Annotated in this window: 22 protein-coding genes and 1 pseudogene; 11 read left to right on the forward strand and 12 right to left on the reverse strand. The window is 63.9% G+C overall.

Features of this window, described 5'->3' with window-relative positions; genetic code table 11:
* The first annotated feature begins 47 nt into the window (after positions 1 to 47).
* Entirely contained in the window at positions 48 to 614 is a 567-nt protein-coding gene (locus tag ACFX5Q_RS17370; RefSeq protein WP_404279923.1) for a methylated-DNA--[protein]-cysteine S-methyltransferase, read from the forward strand.
* Between the two features lie 11 nt (positions 615 to 625).
* Here the strand turns inward: ACFX5Q_RS17370 and ACFX5Q_RS17375 are convergent, their stop codons facing one another.
* The gene (locus ACFX5Q_RS17375; protein WP_404279925.1) at positions 626 to 955 is read right to left on the reverse strand and encodes a hypothetical protein; all 330 of its coding nucleotides are present in this window, start codon (positions 953 to 955) and stop codon (positions 626 to 628) included.
* Between the two features lie 334 nt (positions 956 to 1289).
* Here ACFX5Q_RS17375 and ACFX5Q_RS17380 point away from each other — a divergent pair, with 334 nt between their 5' ends.
* A complete protein-coding gene (locus tag ACFX5Q_RS17380; RefSeq protein WP_006202464.1) occupies positions 1290 to 1502 on the forward strand; it encodes a cold-shock protein in 213 nt (70 codons plus the stop codon).
* Positions 1503 to 1843: 341 nt separating this feature from the next.
* Here the strand turns inward: ACFX5Q_RS17380 and ACFX5Q_RS17385 are convergent, their stop codons facing one another.
* The 3 genes from ACFX5Q_RS17385 to ACFX5Q_RS17395 all read right to left on the reverse strand — a co-directional run bounded on the left by ACFX5Q_RS17385 (position 1844) and on the right by ACFX5Q_RS17395 (position 4291).
* Positions 1844 to 2452, reverse strand: a complete 609-nt coding sequence (locus ACFX5Q_RS17385; protein WP_404279928.1) for a glutathione S-transferase family protein — start codon at positions 2450 to 2452, stop codon at positions 1844 to 1846.
* An 85-nt stretch (positions 2453 to 2537) separates the two neighbouring features.
* Entirely contained in the window at positions 2538 to 3398 is an 861-nt protein-coding gene (locus ACFX5Q_RS17390; RefSeq protein WP_404279930.1) for an EAL domain-containing protein, read from the reverse strand.
* Positions 3395 to 4291, reverse strand: coding sequence for an EAL domain-containing protein (locus ACFX5Q_RS17395; RefSeq protein WP_404279932.1), 897 nt, complete (start codon positions 4289 to 4291; stop codon positions 3395 to 3397). The genes ACFX5Q_RS17390 and ACFX5Q_RS17395 overlap by 4 nt, the downstream gene beginning before the upstream one ends.
* A 200-nt stretch (positions 4292 to 4491) precedes the next feature.
* Here ACFX5Q_RS17395 and ACFX5Q_RS17400 point away from each other — a divergent pair, with 200 nt between their 5' ends.
* Positions 4492 to 5694 carry a pyridoxal phosphate-dependent aminotransferase gene (locus tag ACFX5Q_RS17400; protein WP_404279934.1) on the forward strand — a complete coding sequence of 401 codons (1203 nt, stop codon included), beginning with the start codon at positions 4492 to 4494 and terminating at the stop codon, positions 5692 to 5694.
* A gap of 73 nt (positions 5695 to 5767) precedes the next feature.
* Here ACFX5Q_RS17400 and ACFX5Q_RS17405 read toward each other — a convergent pair whose 3' ends face one another.
* Both ACFX5Q_RS17405 and ACFX5Q_RS17410 read right to left on the reverse strand, forming a co-directional pair.
* Positions 5768 to 6163, reverse strand: a complete 396-nt coding sequence (locus ACFX5Q_RS17405; RefSeq protein ID WP_404279935.1) for a cupin domain-containing protein — start codon at positions 6161 to 6163, stop codon at positions 5768 to 5770.
* A gap of 151 nt (positions 6164 to 6314) precedes the next feature.
* Positions 6315 to 6863: an isoprenylcysteine carboxylmethyltransferase family protein gene (locus ACFX5Q_RS17410; RefSeq protein ID WP_246801245.1), complete on the reverse strand. Its 549-nt coding sequence runs from the start codon at positions 6861 to 6863 to the stop codon at positions 6315 to 6317.
* Between the two features lie 137 nt (positions 6864 to 7000).
* Here ACFX5Q_RS17410 and ACFX5Q_RS17415 point away from each other — a divergent pair, with 137 nt between their 5' ends.
* The 4 genes and pseudogenes from ACFX5Q_RS17415 (at position 7001) to ACFX5Q_RS17430 (ending at position 11498) form a co-directional block, all read left to right on the forward strand.
* Positions 7001 to 7867, forward strand: coding sequence for an alpha/beta fold hydrolase (locus ACFX5Q_RS17415; RefSeq protein ID WP_404279938.1), 867 nt, complete (start codon positions 7001 to 7003; stop codon positions 7865 to 7867).
* 28 nt (positions 7868 to 7895) lie between these two features.
* Positions 7896 to 8120, forward strand: a pseudogene (locus ACFX5Q_RS17420) (EAL domain-containing protein); the annotation flags it as partial.
* Between the two features lie 157 nt (positions 8121 to 8277).
* The gene (locus ACFX5Q_RS17425) at positions 8278 to 10329 is read left to right on the forward strand and encodes an elongation factor G (RefSeq protein ID WP_404279940.1); all 2052 of its coding nucleotides are present in this window, start codon (positions 8278 to 8280) and stop codon (positions 10327 to 10329) included.
* A gap of 671 nt (positions 10330 to 11000) precedes the next feature.
* The gene (locus ACFX5Q_RS17430) at positions 11001 to 11498 is read left to right on the forward strand and encodes a methyltransferase family protein (protein WP_404279941.1); all 498 of its coding nucleotides are present in this window, start codon (positions 11001 to 11003) and stop codon (positions 11496 to 11498) included.
* 67 nt (positions 11499 to 11565) lie between these two features.
* Here ACFX5Q_RS17430 and ACFX5Q_RS17435 read toward each other — a convergent pair whose 3' ends face one another.
* Positions 11566 to 12462: a LysR family transcriptional regulator gene (locus ACFX5Q_RS17435; protein WP_006202475.1), complete on the reverse strand. Its 897-nt coding sequence runs from the start codon at positions 12460 to 12462 to the stop codon at positions 11566 to 11568.
* A 71-nt stretch (positions 12463 to 12533) separates the two neighbouring features.
* The gene (trxB, locus tag ACFX5Q_RS17440) at positions 12534 to 13508 is read right to left on the reverse strand and encodes a thioredoxin-disulfide reductase (RefSeq protein WP_404279944.1); all 975 of its coding nucleotides are present in this window, start codon (positions 13506 to 13508) and stop codon (positions 12534 to 12536) included.
* A 243-nt stretch (positions 13509 to 13751) separates the two neighbouring features.
* Here trxB and ACFX5Q_RS17445 point away from each other — a divergent pair, with 243 nt between their 5' ends.
* Complete coding sequence (locus ACFX5Q_RS17445) at positions 13752 to 14228, forward strand: Lrp/AsnC family transcriptional regulator (protein WP_006202477.1); 477 nt, start codon at positions 13752 to 13754, stop codon at positions 14226 to 14228.
* 89 nt (positions 14229 to 14317) lie between these two features.
* Here ACFX5Q_RS17445 and ACFX5Q_RS17450 read toward each other — a convergent pair whose 3' ends face one another.
* From ACFX5Q_RS17450 to ACFX5Q_RS17465, 4 genes are all read right to left on the reverse strand, one after another.
* Positions 14318 to 14962 carry an HAD-IIIA family hydrolase gene (locus tag ACFX5Q_RS17450; RefSeq protein WP_404279946.1) on the reverse strand — a complete coding sequence of 215 codons (645 nt, stop codon included), beginning with the start codon at positions 14960 to 14962 and terminating at the stop codon, positions 14318 to 14320.
* Entirely contained in the window at positions 14955 to 15527 is a 573-nt protein-coding gene (locus ACFX5Q_RS17455) for an SIS domain-containing protein (RefSeq protein WP_006202479.1), read from the reverse strand. Before ACFX5Q_RS17455 ends, ACFX5Q_RS17450 begins: the two co-directional genes overlap by 8 nt.
* A 7-nt stretch (positions 15528 to 15534) precedes the next feature.
* Positions 15535 to 17022, reverse strand: coding sequence for a D-glycero-beta-D-manno-heptose-7-phosphate kinase (rfaE1, locus tag ACFX5Q_RS17460; protein WP_404279949.1), 1488 nt, complete (start codon positions 17020 to 17022; stop codon positions 15535 to 15537).
* Between the two features lie 144 nt (positions 17023 to 17166).
* On the reverse strand, positions 17167 to 17799 hold the full coding sequence (locus tag ACFX5Q_RS17465) for a LysE family translocator (protein WP_404279951.1): 633 nt from the start codon (positions 17797 to 17799) through the stop codon (positions 17167 to 17169).
* Between the two features lie 161 nt (positions 17800 to 17960).
* On the opposite strand from ACFX5Q_RS17465, the gene rfaD reads away from it, so the two are divergent.
* Genes rfaD through waaC form a run of 3 tightly spaced genes read left to right on the forward strand, consistent with a single transcriptional unit; the run spans position 17961 to position 20871 of the window.
* A complete protein-coding gene (gene rfaD, locus ACFX5Q_RS17470; protein ID WP_404279953.1) occupies positions 17961 to 18911 on the forward strand; it encodes an ADP-glyceromanno-heptose 6-epimerase in 951 nt (316 codons plus the stop codon).
* A complete protein-coding gene (waaF, locus tag ACFX5Q_RS17475; protein WP_404279955.1) occupies positions 18884 to 19891 on the forward strand; it encodes a lipopolysaccharide heptosyltransferase II in 1008 nt (335 codons plus the stop codon). The genes rfaD and waaF overlap by 28 nt, the downstream gene beginning before the upstream one ends.
* Positions 19888 to 20871: a lipopolysaccharide heptosyltransferase I gene (gene waaC / locus ACFX5Q_RS17480; protein WP_404279957.1), complete on the forward strand. Its 984-nt coding sequence runs from the start codon at positions 19888 to 19890 to the stop codon at positions 20869 to 20871. Before waaF ends, waaC begins: the two co-directional genes overlap by 4 nt.
* Positions 20872 to 20945: the final 74 nt, after the last annotated feature.

The following is a 20945-nucleotide window of genomic DNA, read 5'->3' on the forward strand; positions in this document are numbered from 1 at the left end:
TTCCTGATTTGTACTGAATTCCCTCCCATCCACGGAAGGAGCATGTCATGGGAACCACCTCTCACACCGCCGGCCATGCGGTCTTCGAAACCGTGCTCGGCTTCATGGGCATCGCCTGGAGCGAGGCGGGCCTGATGCGGCTCTGCCTGCCGGAGCGCAACCGCGACACGGTGGAACGCCGGCTGCTGCGCCACCCCGGTGTTGCTGCATCGGGTGAACAGCCACGCTGGGTCGTCGGGCTGATCGCCTCGATCAAGGCCTATGCCACGGGCGAGGACGTCGATTTCTCCGGCGTGCCGGTCGATCTCGCCGGCATCGACGATTTCCGCCTCGCCATCTATGACGCGGCACGAAAACTCGGCTACGGCGAAACCACCACCTATGGCGAATTGGCCAAGCGCGCCGGCCATGCCGGCTTGCCCCGCGAAACCGGGGCGGCGCTTGGCGCCAATCCGGTGCCGCTGGTCATCCCGTGCCACCGCATCCTTGCCGCCGGCGGCAAGATCGGCGGCTTTTCGGCGCCCGGCGGCTCGGCCACCAAGGAAAAGATGCTGGCCATGGAAGGCGTGCGGGTCGGCCCGCCGCCGGTCGCGCAGGCTTCGTTCGGGTTCTGATACAAGCTGCCTTAGTTGTGCTTGAGGATGCGGCGGCGGAAGTGGCGGTCGAAATCCGGCCGCTTGCAGATATAGACCGGGCAGGATTTCGTGTCGGCGCTTGGCACGTAGGCGCGAGCCCTGATCTCACCGATGTCGCAGAAGCGCTCACTCTGCACATAGCGATTGTAGAGCGGCAGGCCCGGCACGCGCGCCGACTGGTAACGCAGGATGACCGCGCCCTGGCGCGCGATCGTCGCCTGCACCTTGCCGCAGCTCATGCGTGTCGGATCATGGCGCGAAGCCGCCTGCGCCCCGGCGGCCACCAGCGTCAGGCAGGCGGCAAGCAGAATCGTTTTCATGGCCCTCTCCGAAACCCGATCGGCGCCCGCCGCATCGGCCCGAAAATCGCAATCGATTTTTCGGGAAAGCACGATGCCCAGCCTCCAAAGGCACGCGATCCAATCGCCACGCTTCCACGCGATTGGGGCGGCCGTTGGGCAATGCCGCAATCACGCCCTTCTCACACAGTCTTGTTTTCGACGCGGAAACAGCCTATATGGCTCCCATTGATATTTCGGCCGATCGATCGGGCCTCGCGATCTTCGCGTTTGCTGACGTCTATCTCCAAAATCTCGATACCACCGGCTGGACCTCGGTCCGGTCAAACTAAAGCAAATGTGAAGGACTATCGAAATGGCAACTGGTACGGTCAAGTGGTTCAACGCCACCAAGGGCTTCGGCTTCATTCAGCCTGACGCGGGCGGCGCGGACGTTTTCGTCCACATCTCCGCTGTCGAGCGCGCTGGACTGTCGACCCTGGTCGAAGGCCAGAAGATCAACTTCGAGATCGAGCAGGACCGCCGCACCGGCAAGTCCGCTGCTGGATCTCTGAGCAAGGCAGCCTGATTTGGCGATAGCGCGCGCCGGACGAAGGTTCGGGGCGCGCGGCAAGTCACGGATGTACTGACGGTCGCGCGAGAAGCGCGCCGGAGCGGAAGGGACCCGACAAGCCGAAGCAGCGGATTGCTGCCGGCCCGGCCCCAACGCTCCCGATCAGGCTACCGGAATGGGAAGGCGGGATTTTATCCCGCCTTTTTATTTGTCTGAATTTCAGACGCCGACAATTGGCGAAACCGGCGGTGCTGCTCCTTCTCCCCGTATATAGTGACGGGGAGAAGAACGCCCTCGCCGAACATTTCGCCAGTCGTCGACGTTGCTTTGCAAAATCGGCAACGCACACCAACAAATCAGGGCAGCCATTCCATCGGCACATGCGCCGGATCCGCCTCCACTCGGGCAAGCCAGGCGGACACTGCCGGATAGGCATCGAGCTGGAAGCCACCCATCTCGGCCGTGTGCGTATAGGCATAGAGCGCAATGTCGGCGACGCTGAACGCGCTGCCCGCGAAGAAGTTGTTTTCCTGCAGATGCCGGTTCATCACGCCGAGCGCCTTGTTGCCGCGCTCCAGCGTCAGCGCCAGCCGCTCCGGCGTCGCATCACTAGCTCTTTCAGGGAAGGTCAGCAGCGCCTTGCGCACGGCGATGTAAGGCTCGTGGCTGTACTGCTCGAAGAACAGCCACTGATAAGCAAGCCCCCGCTGGTAGCGGTCGGCCGGCAGGAAGCGCGTGCCTTCGGCAAGATAAAGCAGGATGGCGTTGGATTCGGCGAGCCGCCTGCCGTCGTCGAGCTCGAGCAGCGGCACCATGGCGTTCGGGTTTTTGGCGACATAGTCGGCCTTGCGGGTGTCGCCGGTGTGCGAACTCACCTCGACATTGGCAAAGGCGATGCCGAGCTTGGCCATCAGCAGGCGTGGCTTGTAGCAATTGCCGCTGTCGATCATTCCGTAGAGTATCATCGCCGCTCCCTCGCGCGTTCAGCCCGCTGCAAGGCTCTATCGCGACGCGGAGGAGATCATCCAGTGATTTGTTTTGGCGTTCCCATCAGCGCCGCTGATGCAACGGCACGACCTTGTTGTCCATGCCGAGCAGCGCCTCGATGGAAAGCGGCTCTTCGTTGAAGATCGTGCCGGCCAGCGCCGGCCGAGCGAGGTGGAATCCCTGCAGCAGGTCGACGCCGCCGTCGAGCGCCACCCGCAGATGCACCGATTGCTCGATCCCTTCGACCAGCACCTTGGCGCCGCGATCGTGCAGCATCGAGACAAGCGGCCGGAAGAAGCGTTCGGCGGCGGCATGGCGGCAGAATTGCGCAAACCATGTACCGTCGATCTTGACGATATCGGGCGAAAGCAGCGCAATCCGCTCCTCCGTCGAGTGCCTGGTGCCGAAATCGTCAATGGCGATGCGGATGCCGTGGCGGCGCATTTCATGGACCAGGCTGACAAGCACCTTGTCATCGGCCGCCTGCTCGGTGATCTCGCAGACCAGCATGCCCGGATGGAGGTCGAAGTCGCCGAGATGCCTGGTCATCAGCCGGATTTCGGCCAGCGCGCGTCCGAGATGGTCATTGACCAGCGGATTGTAGTTGAAGAACAGGTCGAGCCCTTCGACGCCGATGTTGCGGAAGTTCCTCAGATGCAACATCCGGCACATCGTCTCGACGAACAGGCGATCCGCCGCCGCAATGCCATCGAAGAACACCGGCGGGGCAACCGGCCTGCCGGCGCGATGCGGCTCGATCAGCCCTTCGACGGCGACCGCCGTCAGCGTTCCGCTGCGCGGCGTGAAGATCGGCTGATAGGCGCTTCTCAGCCGGAAGGCGCCGTAGACGCCATATTCGATACCGACCTCGTCGGCAAAGATCGCGTCGGCGGCATCGCGCCGCCTGTCCGGCCGCGCGCTCATGGCGCCACCTTGCGCCCAAACACCCTCGCTGGCCGACCCGAGGGCGTCACGGCCGGGCTGGCGGGTGCCTTGGCCCTGCTGTCTGTCGCCTGCGCCTGTACGTCCTTGCCGAAACCACGAAAACTGGTCGGTGCAAGCTCCGGCCGCGCCAACACGAAGCCCTGCACCATCGAAGCGCCGGACTTTTCCGCCAACTCGAGCTGCCAGCCTTCCTCGATGCCTTCGAATACCGTGCGGATGCCTTGCTGTTCGAAGCTCGTCACCATGGCGGTCAACAGCGCAAAGCCGGCGCCGGACTCCATCAACTGCGTGATCCAGTGCGCGTCGAACTTGACGATATCGGGCCTGAGCTCCTTGATGCGGTTGATGTCGGAATCGTCGGCGCCGTAGTCGTCGACCGCGATGCGAAAGCCGTTGGCCCTCAGCGCCTCGACGAAGCTGTAGAGGGTTTCCTGCGATGCCGACTTCTGCTCGGTGACCTCGCAGACGATGCGGCGCGGATCGATGCCTGCCTCGTGCAGCACCAGCCTCATATCGCGCAGCGCCATGTCGGCAATGGCGCGGTCGCTGAACACCGACGGGTCGAAATTGATGAAGATCGATGCCTCTTCCGGCAGGCAGGCACCGGCATTGAGGAGATGCAGTGTCCTGGTCAGCGCCTCGATGTGCAGGCGGTCGGCTGCCGGACAGGTGCTGAAAAAGCCCATCGGCGCCTGCGGCTCGCCGTCACGAAACGGCCGGATAAGTCCCTCGAATGCGACGACCGACAACTTGCCTTCCTTGAAGGCGAAGATCGGCTGGAAGGCGCTCTGCAGCGTATAGATGCCCCAGACACCGCTGGAGGTGCCGTCATCGTGACGGATGATGTGGGCAAGCCCGATGCTACGCGACACGGTTCCTCGCTCCGCAAGACTGGCGGAATATGGGTTGCGATCCTGCCGTCCAAGGTTCTACCGGCCGTTGATGAATTTATTGTTGCCGCGGATTTGAGGTCTGGTTCATCCGACAATGCTTGCGCTTGGCGGCATGATGCGACAAGAGAAGCGCCGCGGCCGCTCCTGGCCGCGCCGATCGTCCCTGGAGATATCTGGTCATGGCCTTTCTTGCCGACGCCCTTTCCCGCGTAAAGCCTTCCGCGACAATCGCGGTGACGCAGAAAGCGCGCGAGCTGAAAAATGCCGGCCGCGACGTGATCGGGCTGGGCGCCGGCGAGCCGGATTTCGATACGCCCGACAACATCAAGAATGCGGCGATCGAGGCGATCCGCCGCGGCGAGACGAAATATCCGCCGGTCTCCGGCATCGCGCCGCTACGCGAGGCGATCGCCAAGAAGTTCAAGCGCGAGAACAATCTCGACTACCGGCCGGAGCAGACCATCGTCGGCACCGGCGGCAAGCAGATCCTGTTCAATGCCTTCATGGCGACGCTGAACCCCGGCGACGAGGTCATCATCCCCCGCCCCTACTGGGTCAGCTACCCCGAAATGGTGGCGATCTGCGGCGGCACGTCGACCTTTGCCGACACCTCGATCGACAACGGCTTCAAGCTGACGGCGGACGTGCTGGAAAAGGCGATCACGCCGAAGACCAAATGGCTCTTGATGAACTCGCCGTCGAACCCGTCGGGCGCCGCCTACACGGAAGCCGAACTGCGCGCTCTGGCCGACGTGTTGTTGAAGCATCCGCATGTCTGGACGCTGACCGACGACATGTACGAGCACCTGACCTATGGCGACTTCGTCTTCAAGACCATCGTCGAGGTCGAGCCGAAGCTCTACGAGCGCACGCTGACCATGAACGGCGTGTCGAAAGCCTATGCCATGACCGGCTGGCGCATCGGCTACGCGGCGGGCCCGGTAGCACTGATCAAGGCGATGGACATGATCCAGGGCCAGCAGACCTCAGGCGCCTGCACCATCGCGCAATGGGCGTCGGTCGAGGCGTTGAACGGCCCGCAGGATTTCATCGCCAAAAACAAGGCGATCTTCCAGGGCCGGCGCGACCTTGTCGTCTCGATGCTCAACCAGGCGCGCGGCATCACATGCCCGTCGCCGGAAGGCGCCTTCTATGTCTATCCGTCCTGTGCGCAGTTGATCGGCAAGACGACGAAGGCCGGCAAGGTGATCGACACCGACGAGACCTTCTGCTCGGAGCTGCTGGACGCCGAGGGCGTGGCGGTGGTGTTCGGCTCGGCCTTCGGCCTCGGCCCGAACTTCCGCATCTCCTACGCCACCTCGGAGGCCCTGCTTGAAGAGGCCTGCACCCGCATCCAGCGTTTCACTGCCTCACTGACCTGATTGGGCATAGTGTTGTTGCCAAGAAAAACCCGGCCGCGGACGGCCGGGTTTTTTGTTTCAAAACAACAAGATATCAATCGCCAACCTGCTCGTCGGTGACCTGTTCCAGCCAGTCCGCATGGACGCCGTCGAGCGCCTCCTGCATGGCGATATGCGTCATCGCCGTTTGCGCGCCGGCGCCATGCCAGTGCTTTTCGCCGGGATCGAACGAGATGACGTCGCCGGCTTTGATCTCCTGGATCGGGCCGCCCCAAGTCTGCGCGCGTCCGGCGCCGGATGTGACATAGAGCGTTTGGCCAAGCGGGTGTGTGTGCCAGAAGGTGCGTGCGCCAGGCTCGAAGCTGACCAGGGTGGCCCTGAGCCGGGCCGGCGCTTCCTTCTCGATGATCGGTGTCTGCAGCACGCGGCCGGTGAAGTATTTGTCCGGAGCGATAATGGTCGGCACGCTGCCGCAGGCAATAATCTTCATGGTACTGATCCTCAAGCTGACGGCGCGGCAATCGTCGATCCGGTGGCGCCGATCATGGAAGCGAGCGGCACTCTCGTCCGATATCGGCTGTTGCGCAACCGCCTCCTCGACACCGTCCAGCAAGCGGCACGCACGGATAATTGCGGCAGCGCTACCCCAGCCGCGGCCAGAACAGGCCGGCTCGCTTGCGATGGGCCGCATAGGCGTCGGCCAGTTCGGTGCGCGAAAACTTCTTCTCTTCGTCCAGAGCCGCGATCACATAGATCACGATTATCCCGGCAACCGGCACCACCGCCAGGATCGACCAGGTGGCGATGCCCCATCCGATCCAGAAGATGATGTAGGATGTGTAGAACGGATGGCGGATATAGCCGAACGGACCGTCGGTCACCAGGCTATGGGGATTGTCCTCGGCAAAGGCAAAGCGCAGCCGCGCCTTGCGCGACGTCGAGATCGCCCACCAGAACAGGGCAGAGCTGACCAACTGGATCGCCAGCCCGGCGATCAACGCTAGCGGCGGCTGCGGCAGGATCCAGAGTATCGCCAGAAAGAACAGTGCCGTCGCGGCCACGACCGCTGAAATCACCCTCGCGCCGGCAGACATTGTCGTCGCCTGGAAATGGGCACGCATCGACCAGAGATACTGGCCGACCGTTGCAATGCTGCTGATCGAGAGAAGAAGATCGAGCCCGCGTTCCATCACCACCCCCCATCGTTAGGATTCGGCCACTATAAACGGTCGCCGCTTATAAATCCTTTCTTAACCAGAAACTTAAAGGCGGTGTAGACCCCGCTGTGCGATGTTGCCGGCCACGCAATCCGGAGGTTCAATCCAGCATGGCCGTTGCCGAGCGCATGATCCGCACATCACAGGCCGATTTGCGCCTCAGCGAATCGTCGGGCCTTGGCATGCCGATCCTGATGATCCATGGCTCGGGCAGCTCGCGCGCCGTGTTCGCCAGGCAGTTCGACAGCCCGCTCGCCGATGCCCACAGGCTGATCGCCTTCGACCTTCCCGGTCATGGCGGATCGTCTGACGCTCACGACCCGGCAACAGCCTACACGATCGCCGGCCTGGCCCGGTCGACGGGTGAACTCCTCGACCGACTGGCCATCAGGCGTGCCATCGTTTTCGGCTGGTCGCTCGGTGGCCACGTCGCCATGGAGTTCGCGGGTTTCCATCCGGCAATCCGCGGACTGATGCTGACCGGCGCCCCGCCTGTGTCCAAGGGGCTGTTCGGCATGCTGCGCGGCTTCCATGCGCATTGGGACATGCTGCTCGCCTCCAAGAAAATCTACTCGGAGCGCGATGCCGAGCGTTTCGAGGCATTGTGCTTCGGCGACAGCGCCGATCCGTCCTTCCGTCAGACCATACTGCGCACGGACGGCAGGCTGCGCGCCACGGTGACGCGCAGCATGATGAGCGGCGACGGCGCCGACCAGAGGCAGGTGGTCGAGCAGGCCGCATTCCCGGTTGCGATCGTCAACGGTGAAAATGATCCGTTTGTCCGGCTCAGTTACTTCGAGGCGCTGCACTACGGCGCTCTGTGGGAACATTGCCATGTCGTCCCCGGTGTCGGACACGCCCCCTTCTGGGAGCGGCCGGACCTGTTCAATCCGATGCTGTCGCGCTTTGCCGACGCGGTCGAGGCGCAGAGCGCGGATGGCGCCCTGGTGAGGCAGCGCCGAAGCCAGGCCGGTTGAACGGACCGCGTCGGCGACGATGCCAACCCACGATCAGGTCGCCCAGATCTTCGTTTCTGCGCTGGCGCAGATCGCGCGTATCCAGCATGTCACCATCGTTGCCGAAGGCATCGAGACGGAAGAAGAATTCACCCTCGCCAGGGCCGCCGGCAGCAACCGCTTCCAGGGTTACTTCTTCGGCAGGCCGGGACCGCGCGACAAGGCCGGCGCCCTGCTTGCCGCGCGCACCGGATCGCTCGCCCGCACCGCCTGAGACAACCAAGCCGGCGAATTTCCTATTTTCCTTGCCCTCCCCGCGAACCCGTGGGACGATGCTATCGGGCAGGTGGCGAAACGAAAAGAACCCCCGCCCGCGACGGCCGTACAGGCCGGCCGCCGCTCCCAGGGAAACGCCTGAGTGGAGGTCAGCCATGGGTACTCGCGCCGGAGGACGACGCACGGGACCGAAATGCATTGCCATAGTCGGTCCCTTCGCAAGCGGTAAAACGACACTTCTCGAAGCCATACTCGCCCGCACGGGCGCCATTCCCCGCCAGAATCCCGTTTCGTCGGGAAGCACCGTTTCCGATCATTCGCCCGAGGCGCGCGCTCACGCCATGAGCGTCGAGGCGACCTTCGCCACGACCGAATTCATGGGCGAGCAGCTTACCTTCGTCGACTGTCCCGGCTCCATCGAATTCTCTTTCGAGGCCGAGCCTGTGCTCGCCGCCTGCGACGTCGCCGTCGTCGTCGCCGAAGCCGACGAAAAGAAGATTCCCGCCCTGCAGCTCATCATGCGCAAGCTCGACGATCTCGGCGTGCCGCGCATCCTGTTCCTGAACAAGGTCGACAAGGCGATCGCGGGCGTGCGCGACACGCTGAAGATGCTGCAGCCGGCAAGCTCGGTGCCGCTGCTGCTGCGTCAGATTCCGCTGCGCAAGGACAGCGTCGTCATCGGCTCGATCGATCTGGCCTTGGAGCGCGCCTACATCTATCGCGAGTATGCCGAAAGCGAGGTCGCCGACATCCCGGGCGACGACAAGGCGCGTGAGCTTGAGGCGCGCTTCTCCATGCTGGAGACACTCGCCGACCACGACGACCAGCTCATGGAGCAGCTGCTCGAGGAGATCGAACCGCCGAAGGACGAAATCTTCGACGACCTCGCCGCCGACCTGCGTGAAGGCATAGTGACGCCGGTGCTCATCGGCACCGCCGAGAAGGGCAATGGCGTGCTGCGTCTGCTGAAGGCGATCCGTCACGATGCGCCCGACGTCGAGGCGACGCGCAAACGCCTGGGCGCCCCCGACGGCAATCAGACGGTGGTCCAGGTGATGAAGACCATCCATACGGCGCATGGCGGCAAGCTGTCGGTCTCGCGCGTGCTCTCCGGCCAGGTCGCCGACGCCGCCGAACTCTTCCTGTCAGGCGGCGAAACGGCAAAAGTGTCCGGCATCTACAAGATGCTCGGCAAGGACCAGTCCAAGCTCGCCATCGCCAAGGCAGGCGACACCGTCGCGCTCGGCAAGCTCGACACCGTCAAGACCGGCGAAACGCTGAGTTCGGGCAAAGGCGGCATCAAACCGCTGGCCACGCTGGCGCCACCGCAACCGGTCTTCGCTTTCGCGCTGCGGCCGAAGGAACGCAAGGACGAGGTCAAGATGTCGGCGGCCATCCAGCGTCTTGCGGAGGAGGATCCCTCGCTCAGCCTGCGCCACAACCAGGATTCCGCCGAGACCGTGCTGTCGGGGCATGGCGAGATGCATCTGCGTGTCGTGCGCGAGCGCCTCGAAGGCAAGAACCAGATCCCGGTCGAGGGCCACACACCGGCCGTGCCCTACCGCGAGACGATCCGCAAATCGGCGCAGCAGCGTGGACGCCACAAGAAGCAGTCAGGCGGCCACGGCCAGTTCGGCGATGTGGTGATCGAGATCAAGCCGCTGCCGCGCGGCTCGGGTTTCCAGTTCACCGACACCATCACCGGCGGCGTCGTGCCGAAGACCTACATCCAGTCGGTCGAGACGGGCATCCGCGATTATCTGAAGTCCGGCCCGCTCGGCTTCCCGGTGGTCGACGTCGCCGTCAACCTGTCCGACGGCTCCTACCATGCCGTCGATTCCTCGGACATGGCCTTCCAGATGGCCGCCAAGCTGGCGATGAAGGAAGGCATGGCCGCCTGCTCGCCGGTATTGCTCGAGCCGGTGATGAAGGTCGAGATCGTCACGCCGTCCGAAGCGACCTCGAAGATCATTGCTCTCATCCCGCAGCGGCGTGGCCAGATCCTCGGCTATGACGCTCGGCCCGACTGGCCGGGATGGGACGTCGTCGAGGCGACCATGCCGCAGGCGGAGATCGGCGATCTGATCATCGAACTGCGCTCGGCAACGGCGGGCGTGGCCAGCTATCGCGCCGTGTTCGACCATATGGCCGAACTCACCGGACGTCTGGCCGACGAGGCGATGAACACCAGCGGCAAGGCTGCGTGAGAAAGCAAAAACGGCGCCCGGGTTTCCGGACGCCGTCTATTGCGGACCGTCTCCTGGGAGGCAAACGGCAGGTCCGCCGCATCGCTCTGCCGATGGCTGACGGATAAAAATGGTTCGGACGCGGTAGCCGCCTGAGCCCGGTCCGTCCGAGTGATGCCCCCATCTCCCGGACGAGCCAACCGCGTCCTATGATCTGCTTAATCGATGGAGCGCGTCTGCGCCATGTTACCCGAGGTTACATGTCACTGTTACGTGGCAATGCCGATCGACTTTTTTCGAGGTCAGTGGACTTCGGGCAACAAAAAAGCCGGATCAATAAAGATCCGGCTGAATTTGATTGGAAGTGCCTGTTAGGGCTAACCTCCAGAGGGGAACACTCGAGGGCGCTAATGGGAGGAGAACGCGCCCAGGAGATGATCTATATATGTGCTCATCATGCCCAAGAAACAAGCATCTATTTTGCAACACACGCATGCAAAAAGACGCAGGCTGTGGTCCAACCCATTCCCAGGCACGATAGGACCAGGAAAATCGCCGGAAATTGACGAAGGTTTCGCGGCCAAACCCGTTGCGGAACGCCGAACCAGCCCGATTTTGCCACCCAAACACAGAAACCGCCCGATGATGCGGAATCGGGCAGTGTCCGTTCAATTCTACGGCAGGATTTCGTGATGCGCACAATTCAGGCAATCGCCGGCAGCGCATTGTTCTTCATTGCGGCACCCGGTGTCGTCGCGGGCGTGATGCCATGGGTGCTGACCGATCGCTATCGTTTGCCGCTGTCGACGCTGCCGGGCTTGGTCCCGGCCGGCTGGATCCTGATCCTCGCGGCGGTGGCCCTGCTGCTCCATTCCTTTGCCCGCTTCGCGCTCGAGGGGCTGGGCACACCAGCACCGGTGGCGCCGACTGAAAGACTGGTCGTCGGCGGCATCTACCGCCATGTCCGCAACCCGATGTATGTGGCCGTGCTCTCGATCATCCTCGGCCAGGCGCTGCTGTTTTCGAGCTGGGCCGTCTTCGGCTACGGCATCGTCGCCGCCGCGGCCATGGTCTCGTTCGTCAGGTTCTACGAGGAGCCGACGCTCGCCCGCCGCTATGGCGCGGAATACGAAGCCTATCGCCGGGCCGTCCCCGGCTGGCTGCCTCGCCTGACGCCTTGGCGGGGGTGAGCCGCGTTGTCTCAGGGTATGTCGAGATTCAGGTCAGGCCGGCATCACCTGAATGTAGGCCTACCCCTCAGAAGGACCAACTGCGCGCCTTGGCGATGATGAAATCGCGGAACACATGAAGCTTCGCCTGGTTCTTCATCGCATCCGGATAGGCGAAGTATGTGTCGAAGGACGGCACTTCGGTCTCCGGCAGCAACTGCACCAGGCCTGAGTCCTTGTTGATCACGTAGTCGGGCAGCATGGCGATGCCGGCGCCGCCCTGCACGGCGCGCTTGATCGACAATATGTCGTTGATCTGCAGCGTCGGCACCCTTTGCCCGCCTTCGAAATCGCCGACGGTCTCCAGCCAGTTCAGCTCCGACAGATGCGACGGCACCGGCACGCCGAAGGTGACGATGCGATGCGTCCTCAGTTCGGCAACCGAGGCCGGTTGACCGTGCTTGGCGACATAGGCCGGCGAGGCATAGAGATGGAAATGCACGGTGAACAGCCGGCGCTGGATGAGATCCGGCTGCTGCGGCTGGCGCAGCCGGATGGCGCAATCGGCCTGACGCATGGTGAGGTCGAGTTCCTCATTGGCGAGGATCAGCTGCAGGCTGATCTCGGGATAGAGCTCGATGAACTCCTGCACGCGTTCGGTCAGCCAGCCGGCACCCAGCCCCACCGTGGTCGTGACCCGAAGCACGCCGGACGGCCGGTCCTTGGCTTCGGTCAGCCGCGACTTGATCGTCTCCAGCTTCATCAGCACGTCATGCGCGGTGCGGAACAGCATCTCGCCCTGTTCGGTCAGCACCAGGCCACGGGCGTGACGGTTGAACAGCGGCACGCCGACGTCGTGCTCCAACGCGCTGACCTGCCGCGAGATCGCCGATTGCGACAGGTGCAGTGTCTCGGCGGCATGGGTGAACGACCCCGCCTCCGCCGCAGCGTGAAACACGCGTAGCTTGTCCCAGTCCAGCGCCATGATTCCCCTCGCTCTGTTTTGGCGTCTGAATGAAAAATCAGGCTTTTAAACGACTTTCTCAAGTCGCTACGTTACTCCGCCGCCTCGCGGTGAACCTCGATACCGGCGAGATACTTTTCCGCCTCGAGCGCGGCCATGCAGCCGAGCCCGGCAGCCGTCACCGCCTGGCGGTAGATGTCATCGGTAACGTCGCCCGCCGCGAACACGCCGGGCACGTCGGTGCGGGTCGAGTCCGGTGCCGTCCACAGATAGCCATTGGGCTTCTGCTTCAGCTTGCCGACGAACAGCTCGACCGCCGGCGCATGGCCGATCGCCACGAACACACCATCGACCTTCAGCTGCGTCACCTCGCCGGTTGCGATGTTGCGCAGCTTCAGCCCTTCTACCGAAGGCGGCAGCGGCGCCTTGCCGGGCTGGCCGGTGATCTCGTCGACGATCGTGTCCCAGATGATGCGCACGTTTTCCTTCTTGAACAGCCGCTCGCGCAGGATGCGCTCGGCGCGGAAATCGCCGCGCCGGTGAATGACCGTCACGCTCTTCGCCAGGTTGGAGAGATAGAGCGCCTCCTCGACCGCCGAATTGCCGCCGCCGATCACCGCGACGTCCTTGCCGCGATAGAAGAAGCCGTCGCATGTGGCGCAGGCCGACACGCCGAAGCCCATGAAGGTCTGTTCGGTCGGGATACCCAGCCATTTGGCCTGCGCGCCGGTGGCGATGATCAGCGCATCGGCGGTGTAGGTGGTGCCGGAATCGCCCTTGGCGCGAAACGGCCGCACATTGAGGTCGACCTCGGTGATGATGTCGTTGATGATGTCGGTGCCGACATGCTCGGCCTGCTTCAGCATCTGTTCCATCAGCCACGGGCCCTGGATCGGATCGCCAAAGCCCGGATAGTTTTCGACATCGGTGGTGATCATCAGCTGACCGCCCTGCTGCAGGCCGGCGACCAGCATGGGTTTCAGCATGGCACGGGCGGCATAGATCGCCGCCGTATAGCCGGCGGGTCCGGAACCGATGATGAGAACAGGCGCGTGTTTGGTGGTCATGAAAAGCCTCTGTGGAGGGCAGCCAGGGATTGCGGCATGGAAATCACGCCTGATGTCGCGCGTAATGTAAGTGCTGCCCGTGACGCCAGCAAGGCAAGTTGGCCTTCGTCCCCGGAAAGCTTCGGCGCCGGCATATCCGGCAATATCCGTGTCCGGATCAAAAATCGTCGGCAGAGGGATGGAATGCATCCCGGAGTCTAATTAGAAATCACGAAAGATTCTTGCGCGCGGGGAAAGCCGACAATGCCGCTCAAAGCCGACCTCGACGCCATCGACTGGAAAATCCTGCGCGAACTTCAAAACGACGGACGCATGACCAATGTCGAACTGTCGAGCCGTGTCGGCATTTCGGCTCCGCCCTGCCTGCGCCGCGTCCGGCGGCTGGAAGAAACCGGCATCATCCGTGGCTACCGCGCTTTGCTCAACGCGCCGGCGCTCGGCATGGATGTCGTCGCCTTCTGCCTCATCGGCCTGCATCACCAGGCAGACGCCGAGCTCAAGACCTTCGCCGAGCGCACGCGCGGCTGGCCCATCGTGCGCGACGCCTGGATGGTTTCGGGCGAATCCGATTTCCTGCTGCATTGCGTGGCAAGCGACCTCGGCACGTTCCAGACCTTCGTCATCGAGGAGCTGGCCTCGGCGCCGAATGTCGACACGGTGCGCACGGCGCTCACCATTCGCCGGGTCAAGGATGAGGGCCTGGTGGCGTTTCCGGCCTGATCGATAACCTCGTCCGGTGGTATCCGACAATCTGAAAATCACGGAAAACCAGCAGCGTAGCGCCGGTTCCTGAATTTGCGGGAAGCGCTTCAGAGTGCCTCTATTGCGGCCAGCAATCCGTCCAGATCTTCGCGGTCGCGCAGCGGCGAAACCTTGAACCCTGCCTGCTCGGAGGCATCACCATCGATCAGCCAGCCGCTCGACAGGCCGGCGCGCTGTCCCGCCTCCATGTCCGCCTGTTTGTCGCCGACGATCAGCGAGCGCCGGAGATCGAGTTCGAGACGTTTCGCTGCCTCGAACAGCATGCCCGGATTGGGCTTGCGCATCGGATGGCTGGCGACCGTCAGCAGCCCGGTGCCTGCGTCGTGGTAGGCGCAGGCGAGAACCATGCCGACGAATGCACTCCTGTCCCGCAACAGGTCGAGCACACGGCCATTGACCGCGGCGAACTCATCCCAACCGGAATAACCGCGGGCGATGCCGGACTGGTTGGTTACCACCACCACAGGGATGTTGGCCCGATTGGCGGCCGCAATGGCAGGCGCGATGTTGTCGCGCAGCACGATGTCGGCCGGGTCGTCGGGATAGCCGGTATCGACGTTGATGGTACCGTCGCGGTCGAGGAACAGCGCTGGCCTGTTGGCAGGAAAGACCGTGCCGCCGATCCGCTCGATCCATAGCCCCGGCTCGACGAGCGGGTGCGGCGAAGTCTCGACGGCAGCCTTGTCAGCCATCGCTGAGACGGGCTTCGACGACCGCGCACAGATGGTGGTAGAGGCAAAGATGCCCCTGCTGGATGATCGGCGTCGAGGTCGAGGGCACGTTGAGCAGGATGTCGGTCAGCGGCTTCAGCTTGCCGCCAGTGTCGCCGGTCATGCTGACCACCGTCATGCCCATCTTGCGCGCCTGCTCGGCGGCGGCAAGGATGCTCGGCGAATTGCCGCTGGTCGAGATGGCGAGCAGCACCGCACCGGCCGACCCGTGCGCCTCGACCTGGCGCGAAAACACCGTGTCGAAGCCGTAGTCATTGCCCCAGGCGGTCAGCACCGCCGCGTTGGCCGGCAACGCGATGACATTGTAGGCCTTGCGCTCCTTCAGGAAGCGGCCGACCAGTTCGCCGGCGATATGGATGGCATCGCTGGCCGAGCCGCCATTGCCACAAATCAGCAAGGCCTTGCCTTGCGAAAGCGCTGTGACAACAGCACTCACCGCCCGCTCCATCTCGCCCGTCAGGTCGCGCTCGGCCATCGCCGAGATCGCGGCCGCCGAGCGGACCAGGTAATCGTTCAGTTCGGACATGATACCCTCAGTTTGTGGTAGCGCGCAGTCTGCCGATGGTGCCGGTGGTGCTCTTGCCGGCGACGAGATCGACCAACACCACGCGCCCGCCCGCCTTCTGCACGACGTCGGCGCCAACCACGGTGTCGACCGTGTAGTCGGCGCCCTTGACCAGTATGTCGGGCAGCAAGGCCTCGATCAGCGCCAGCGGCGTGTCCTCCTCGAAAACGACGACAGCATCGACCGAGGCAAGGGCGGCGAGCACGCAGGCGCGGTCGTGCTGGTCGTTGACCGGGCGTCCCGGGCCCTTCAGCCGCCGCACCGAGGCATCGCTGTTGAGACCGAGCACCAGCCGGTCGCACTGGCTGCGCGCCGCATGCAGCAGGCTGACATGGCCGGCATGCAGGATGTCGAAGCAGCCATTGGTGAAACCGACGCTCAGGCCCTCATCCTTCCACGCCGCGACCATGCGTGCGGCCGATGTGGCATCAAGGATGGCATCCTTGTGGGCGGTCGGTCCGTGCGACCGAAACAGCGCGCCGGTGAGTTCCTCGACCGTCAGCCGCGCGGTGCCGCGCTTGCCGACCACCACACCGCCCGCGGCATTGGCGATGGAGGCGGCCATCACACGATCGGCGCCCGCGGCGAGTGCCAGCGCAAACGTCGCAATGACGGTATCGCCGGCGCCCGAAACGTCGAAGACTTCCCGCGCCTGCGTGGCGATGTGGCGGGCATCGTCAGGGCCGATGACACTCATGCCCTTTTCACTGCGAGTCGCCACGACGAAGTCAAAATCGTGTGCGGCGATCAACTCCCGCGCGGCGGTGACGATCTCGTCATCGGCAAACACCGCGTGGCCGACGGCCTCGCCGAGTTCCTTGCGGTTGGGCGTGATCGCGGTCGCGCCGGCATAGCGCGCATAGTCGCGGCCCTTCGGGTCGACCAGAACCGGCTTTCCCGCATCGCGGCAGATCGAGATCAGTTCGCCGGCGACGCCGTCGAGCAGCATGCCCTTGCCATAGTCGGACAGGATGACGATGTCGGCCCGCGCAAGTGCGGCACGGAAATGCCCAACCAGCGTCGCCCGCTCGCTGGCCGCCAGCGGCTTCACTTCCTCCTCGTCGAAGCGCAGCACCTGCTGGTTGAGCGCGCTGAAGCGGCTCTTCGACGAAGTCATGCGGTCGCGGTCCTGCGCTAGGCCGCCGGTATCGGTGCCAAGCTCGCCCAGAATCCGCATCAGATTGTCGCCGGCCACGTCGGTGCCGATAACCGAGACCGGGATCGCTGCGGCACCCAGCGAAACGATGTTGGCGACGACATTGCCCGCACCGCCCATCGCCAGCATCTCGCCGCGCCCGTGCAGCACCGGAATCGGCGCCTCGGGCGAGATGCGCTCGATGACGCCGCTGACGAAACGGTCGAGGATGAAGTCGCCGACCACCAGAACGGTGACGTCACCAAAGCGCGCGATGGCGCGGTGCAGCGGTTCGGGAGAAGGCGGATTGTGCTTGATCATGTTACGGGCAACGCGCGGGAAAAGCCTGTTTTGAAAACGTTCCGGAGTTCGATCGGCAGGGCCGGTCGTTCATGGCGAAGCCGATATACCGCAATTCGAGCCAGCGCAACGGCGGCCGGGTCACGGTCAAGTATGGCTGATGGGTCAACTCTTCTGCAGGGCGACATGCACGCCCAGCCCGACCAGCACGGCGCCGCCCGCCCGCTGCATCATGCGCTGCGCGCGGCCTGAACGCCGCAGCCGCGCAATCATCGCACCGGCCAGGAACACGCACATGATATCGGCAGAGGAAAACATCAAATTGACGATCGTCCCAAGCACGACGAATTGCAGCCACACCGGAAACGCGGCCGAGGCATCGATGAACTGCGGCAGGAACGCCATGAAGAAGATCGCGGTCTTCGGATTGAGCACCTCGACGGTGACGCTCTCGAAGAAGGCGCGGCGTGCCGATTTCCGGTCGATGAGCGGCAACGCCGCATCGCCTTGCGCCCTGGCGCGAAACAGCGAAACGCCGAGCCAGATCAGATAGAGCGCGCCGATGAGCTTGACCGCCATGTAGAGCGGCGGCACGGCGTGGAACAGCACGGACAGGCCGGCAGCAGCGGCAATGACATGCACATAGCCGCCGAGATGGATGCCGAGCGCCGCCGTCAGCCCGGACCAGCGCCCGCGCGCCATGGTCTGCGCCGCGGCATAGAGCATGGCCGGACCGGGGATATAGGCAAAGATCGCCGTGGTGGCGAAAAAGGCGATAAGCAGTTCGGTCGACGGCATTGCCTTGTCCCTCATTATGCGCCGGGCGGCACGAGCCGACTGAAGCGGGAGCTTTGCGGCGCCACTGTGGCGAGCGCTCGTCATGCCTGCCTGCTTTATCGACAGGCCGGCACACCTCCCTTATAAGGCCGGAATCGGCAAGCGAAACCAGGGCCAGCAACATGATCATCGTCACGGGCGCCGCCGGCATGATCGGCTCGAACATCGTCGCCGCGCTCAATGCCGAAGGTCATGACGACATCCTCGTCGTCGACGACCTCACCGACGGCCACAAGATCGCTAACCTCGCCGACTTGCAGATCGCCGACTATCTCGACAAGGACGATTTCCTCGCCCGCCTCGAAGATGGCGGGCTCGGCCGCATCGAGGCCGTCTTCCACCAAGGCGCCTGCTCGACCACCACCGAGTGGAACGGCAAGTTCATGATGGACGTGAACTACGCCTATTCGAAGCGGCTGCTGCATGCGTGCCTGGCGCTGCGCGTCCCCTTCCTCTACGCGTCCTCGGCTTCGGTCTATGGCGGCGGCGCCGAGTTTCGCGAGGAGCCGCAATATGAGCGGCCGCTCAACGTCTACGCCTATTCCAAGAAACTCTTCGACGACTATGTCCGGCGCACCGTCTTCGACACCGATCATTCGCCGGTGGCGGGGCTGCGCTATTTCAACGTCTACGGACCGCGCGAGGCGCACAAGGGCGCCATGGCCTCGGTCGCCTTCCATCTGTTCAATCAGGTCGAGCGGGGACAGAACCCAAAACTGTTCGGCGCCTATGGCGGGTTCGGACCCGGCGAGCAGAGCCGCGACTTCATCCATGTCGGCGATGTCGCCGACGTCAATTTGTGGCTGTGGAAGCGGGGCTCGAGCGGCATCTTCAATTGCGGCACCGGCCGCGCCCAGCCGTTCCGCGCCATTGCCGAAACGGTGATCGACACGCTGGGCAAGGGCGAGATCGAGTTCATCGAATTTCCCGACCATCTCAAGGGCAGCTACCAGAGTTTTACGCAAGCTGATATGTCCCGCTTGCGCGCAGCCGGCTACAATGGCCAATTCCGCACCGTCGAAACCGGCGTCAGAGACTATGTCGAATGGCTGAAAGCCCAACGATCCTCGTGATCGGCCCACGCTGGGTGGGTGATATGGTGATGGCGCAGTGCCTGTTCTCGGCGCTGAAGCAACAATATCCGAACGCCGCCATCGACGTGCTGGCACCGGCCTGGGCAGCACCTTTGGTCAAGCGCATGCCCGAAATCCGCCAGCAGATCGACTTTCCGCTGAAACCCGGCGCGCTCGAATTCCGCATCCGCCGGCGTTTCGGCCGCCTGCTGCGCGGCCGCTACGACATGGCCTATGTCCTGCCGGGCAGCTGGAAATCGGCGCTGATCCCGTTCTTTGCCCGCATCCCGCGCCGCGTCGGCAACCTCAGGGAAATGCGCTACGGCCTGCTCACCGACATCGTGCCGCTGCCCGCCGCGGTGAAGCGGCGTACGGCGCAGGCCTATTTCAGTCTTGCCAGGGGCGGAACGTTCCAGGCGCCCAGGCTCACCGTGGACGCGGGCAACCAGGCGGCCCTGCTCGAACGCTTCGGGCTGAAGGCGGAGAAATTCGTGGCACTGATGCCCGGCGCCGAGTTCGGACCTGCCAAGCGTTGGCCGAGCGAAAGCTATGCCGGCCTCGCCCGCGAGATGATGGCCAAAGGCCTGAAGGTGGCGCTGTTCGGCTCGAAGAACGACGCCGACGTAACTGGCGAAATCGCCGCCTTGGCGCCAGGCGCTGTCGATCTGGCCGGCAAGACGCGGCTGGAGGACGCCATCGACCTGATATCAGCTGCCAAGCTCGCAGTGTCCAACGACAGCGGCCTGATGCATGTCGCCGCCGCCGTCGGCACGCCGGTCGTCGCCATCTATGGCTCGACATCGCCCAAAAATACGCCGCCGCTGGCGGAACGCTCCGAACTGGTCTGGCTCGGCCTGTCGTGCTCGCCCTGCCACCAGAAGATCTGCCCGCTCGGCCATCTCAATTGCCTGAAGACGCTTGAAGTCGGACAGGTTGTCGCGGCGGCTGACCGCTTGCTGGAAATACCGGCCGCCGCATGAAGGTGCTGATCGTCAAGACCTCCTCGATGGGCGATGTCATCCATACGTTTCCGGCCGTCGAGGATGCCCGCCGCCATCGCCCGGACGTGTCATTCGACTGGTGCGTGGAGGAGGCTTTTGCCGGCATTGTTGGCCTGCATCCCGCGATCGGGAAAATCCACACCGTAGCTATCCGGCGCTGGCGCAAGCGGCTCTTCGACAGCGACACTTGGCGCGAGGCCACAAACCTGCGCCGTGCCTTGCGGGCCTGTCGCTACGACCTTGTCATCGACGCACAGGGCTTGCTGAAGTCGGCCCTGGTGGCGAAGCAGGCTGCGGCTCCGATCGCCGGCTTCGACCGCTCGAGCGCACGTGAACCGTCGACTACCTGGTTCTACGACCGCCGCTACGCCGTGCCGCGCGACCTGCACGCTATCGAGCGTACAAGGCGGCTCTTCGGGATGGCGCTCGACTACCAGCCCGATCTTTCCGAACTCGGCTCCGGCATCGTGCCGCCGGCCGACGGCCTGACTGGGGTCAGCGGCAAAACCGCCGTTCTGCTGCACGGCACCAGCCGCGAGGACAAGAAATGGCCGGTGGCGGACTGGATCGAAACCGCCCGGCTGGTGGTCGACAGGCAGATGACGCCGGTCGTCACCTGGTCGAACGAGCCGGAAAAGGTTGTGGCCGAAGCGATCGCCAAGGCTGTTCCGCAGACCGTGCTGGTGCCGAAATCGCCGCTCGCCGTCATTGCGGCGATCATCGGCCGATCGGCCTTCGTCATCGGCGCTGACACCGGCCTTACCCACCTCGCCAGCGCCTTCGGCCTGCCGACGGTCGCGGTGTTCCTGGCCACCGAGCCCGGCCTGACCGGCCCGCGCGGGCCGTACGCATCGACGCTTCTGTCTGCGCCTGGGGACCGTGTTGAGCCGGGAGAGGTGATGGTGGAGGCTGAAAGGCTAATGGAAGGACAGACGCTTGGTCAGACCAGCAAGAATTGATTTTGATCAATTCAATCGGAAAGGTCAGCGCTGCCCCTCATTGCCTTACCGGGCATTTCTCCCCGTAAACGGGG

Source organism: Mesorhizobium sp. IMUNJ 23033, from assembly GCF_044778005.1.
GTDB classification, from domain to species: Bacteria; Pseudomonadota; Alphaproteobacteria; order Rhizobiales; family Rhizobiaceae; genus Mesorhizobium; species Mesorhizobium amorphae_A.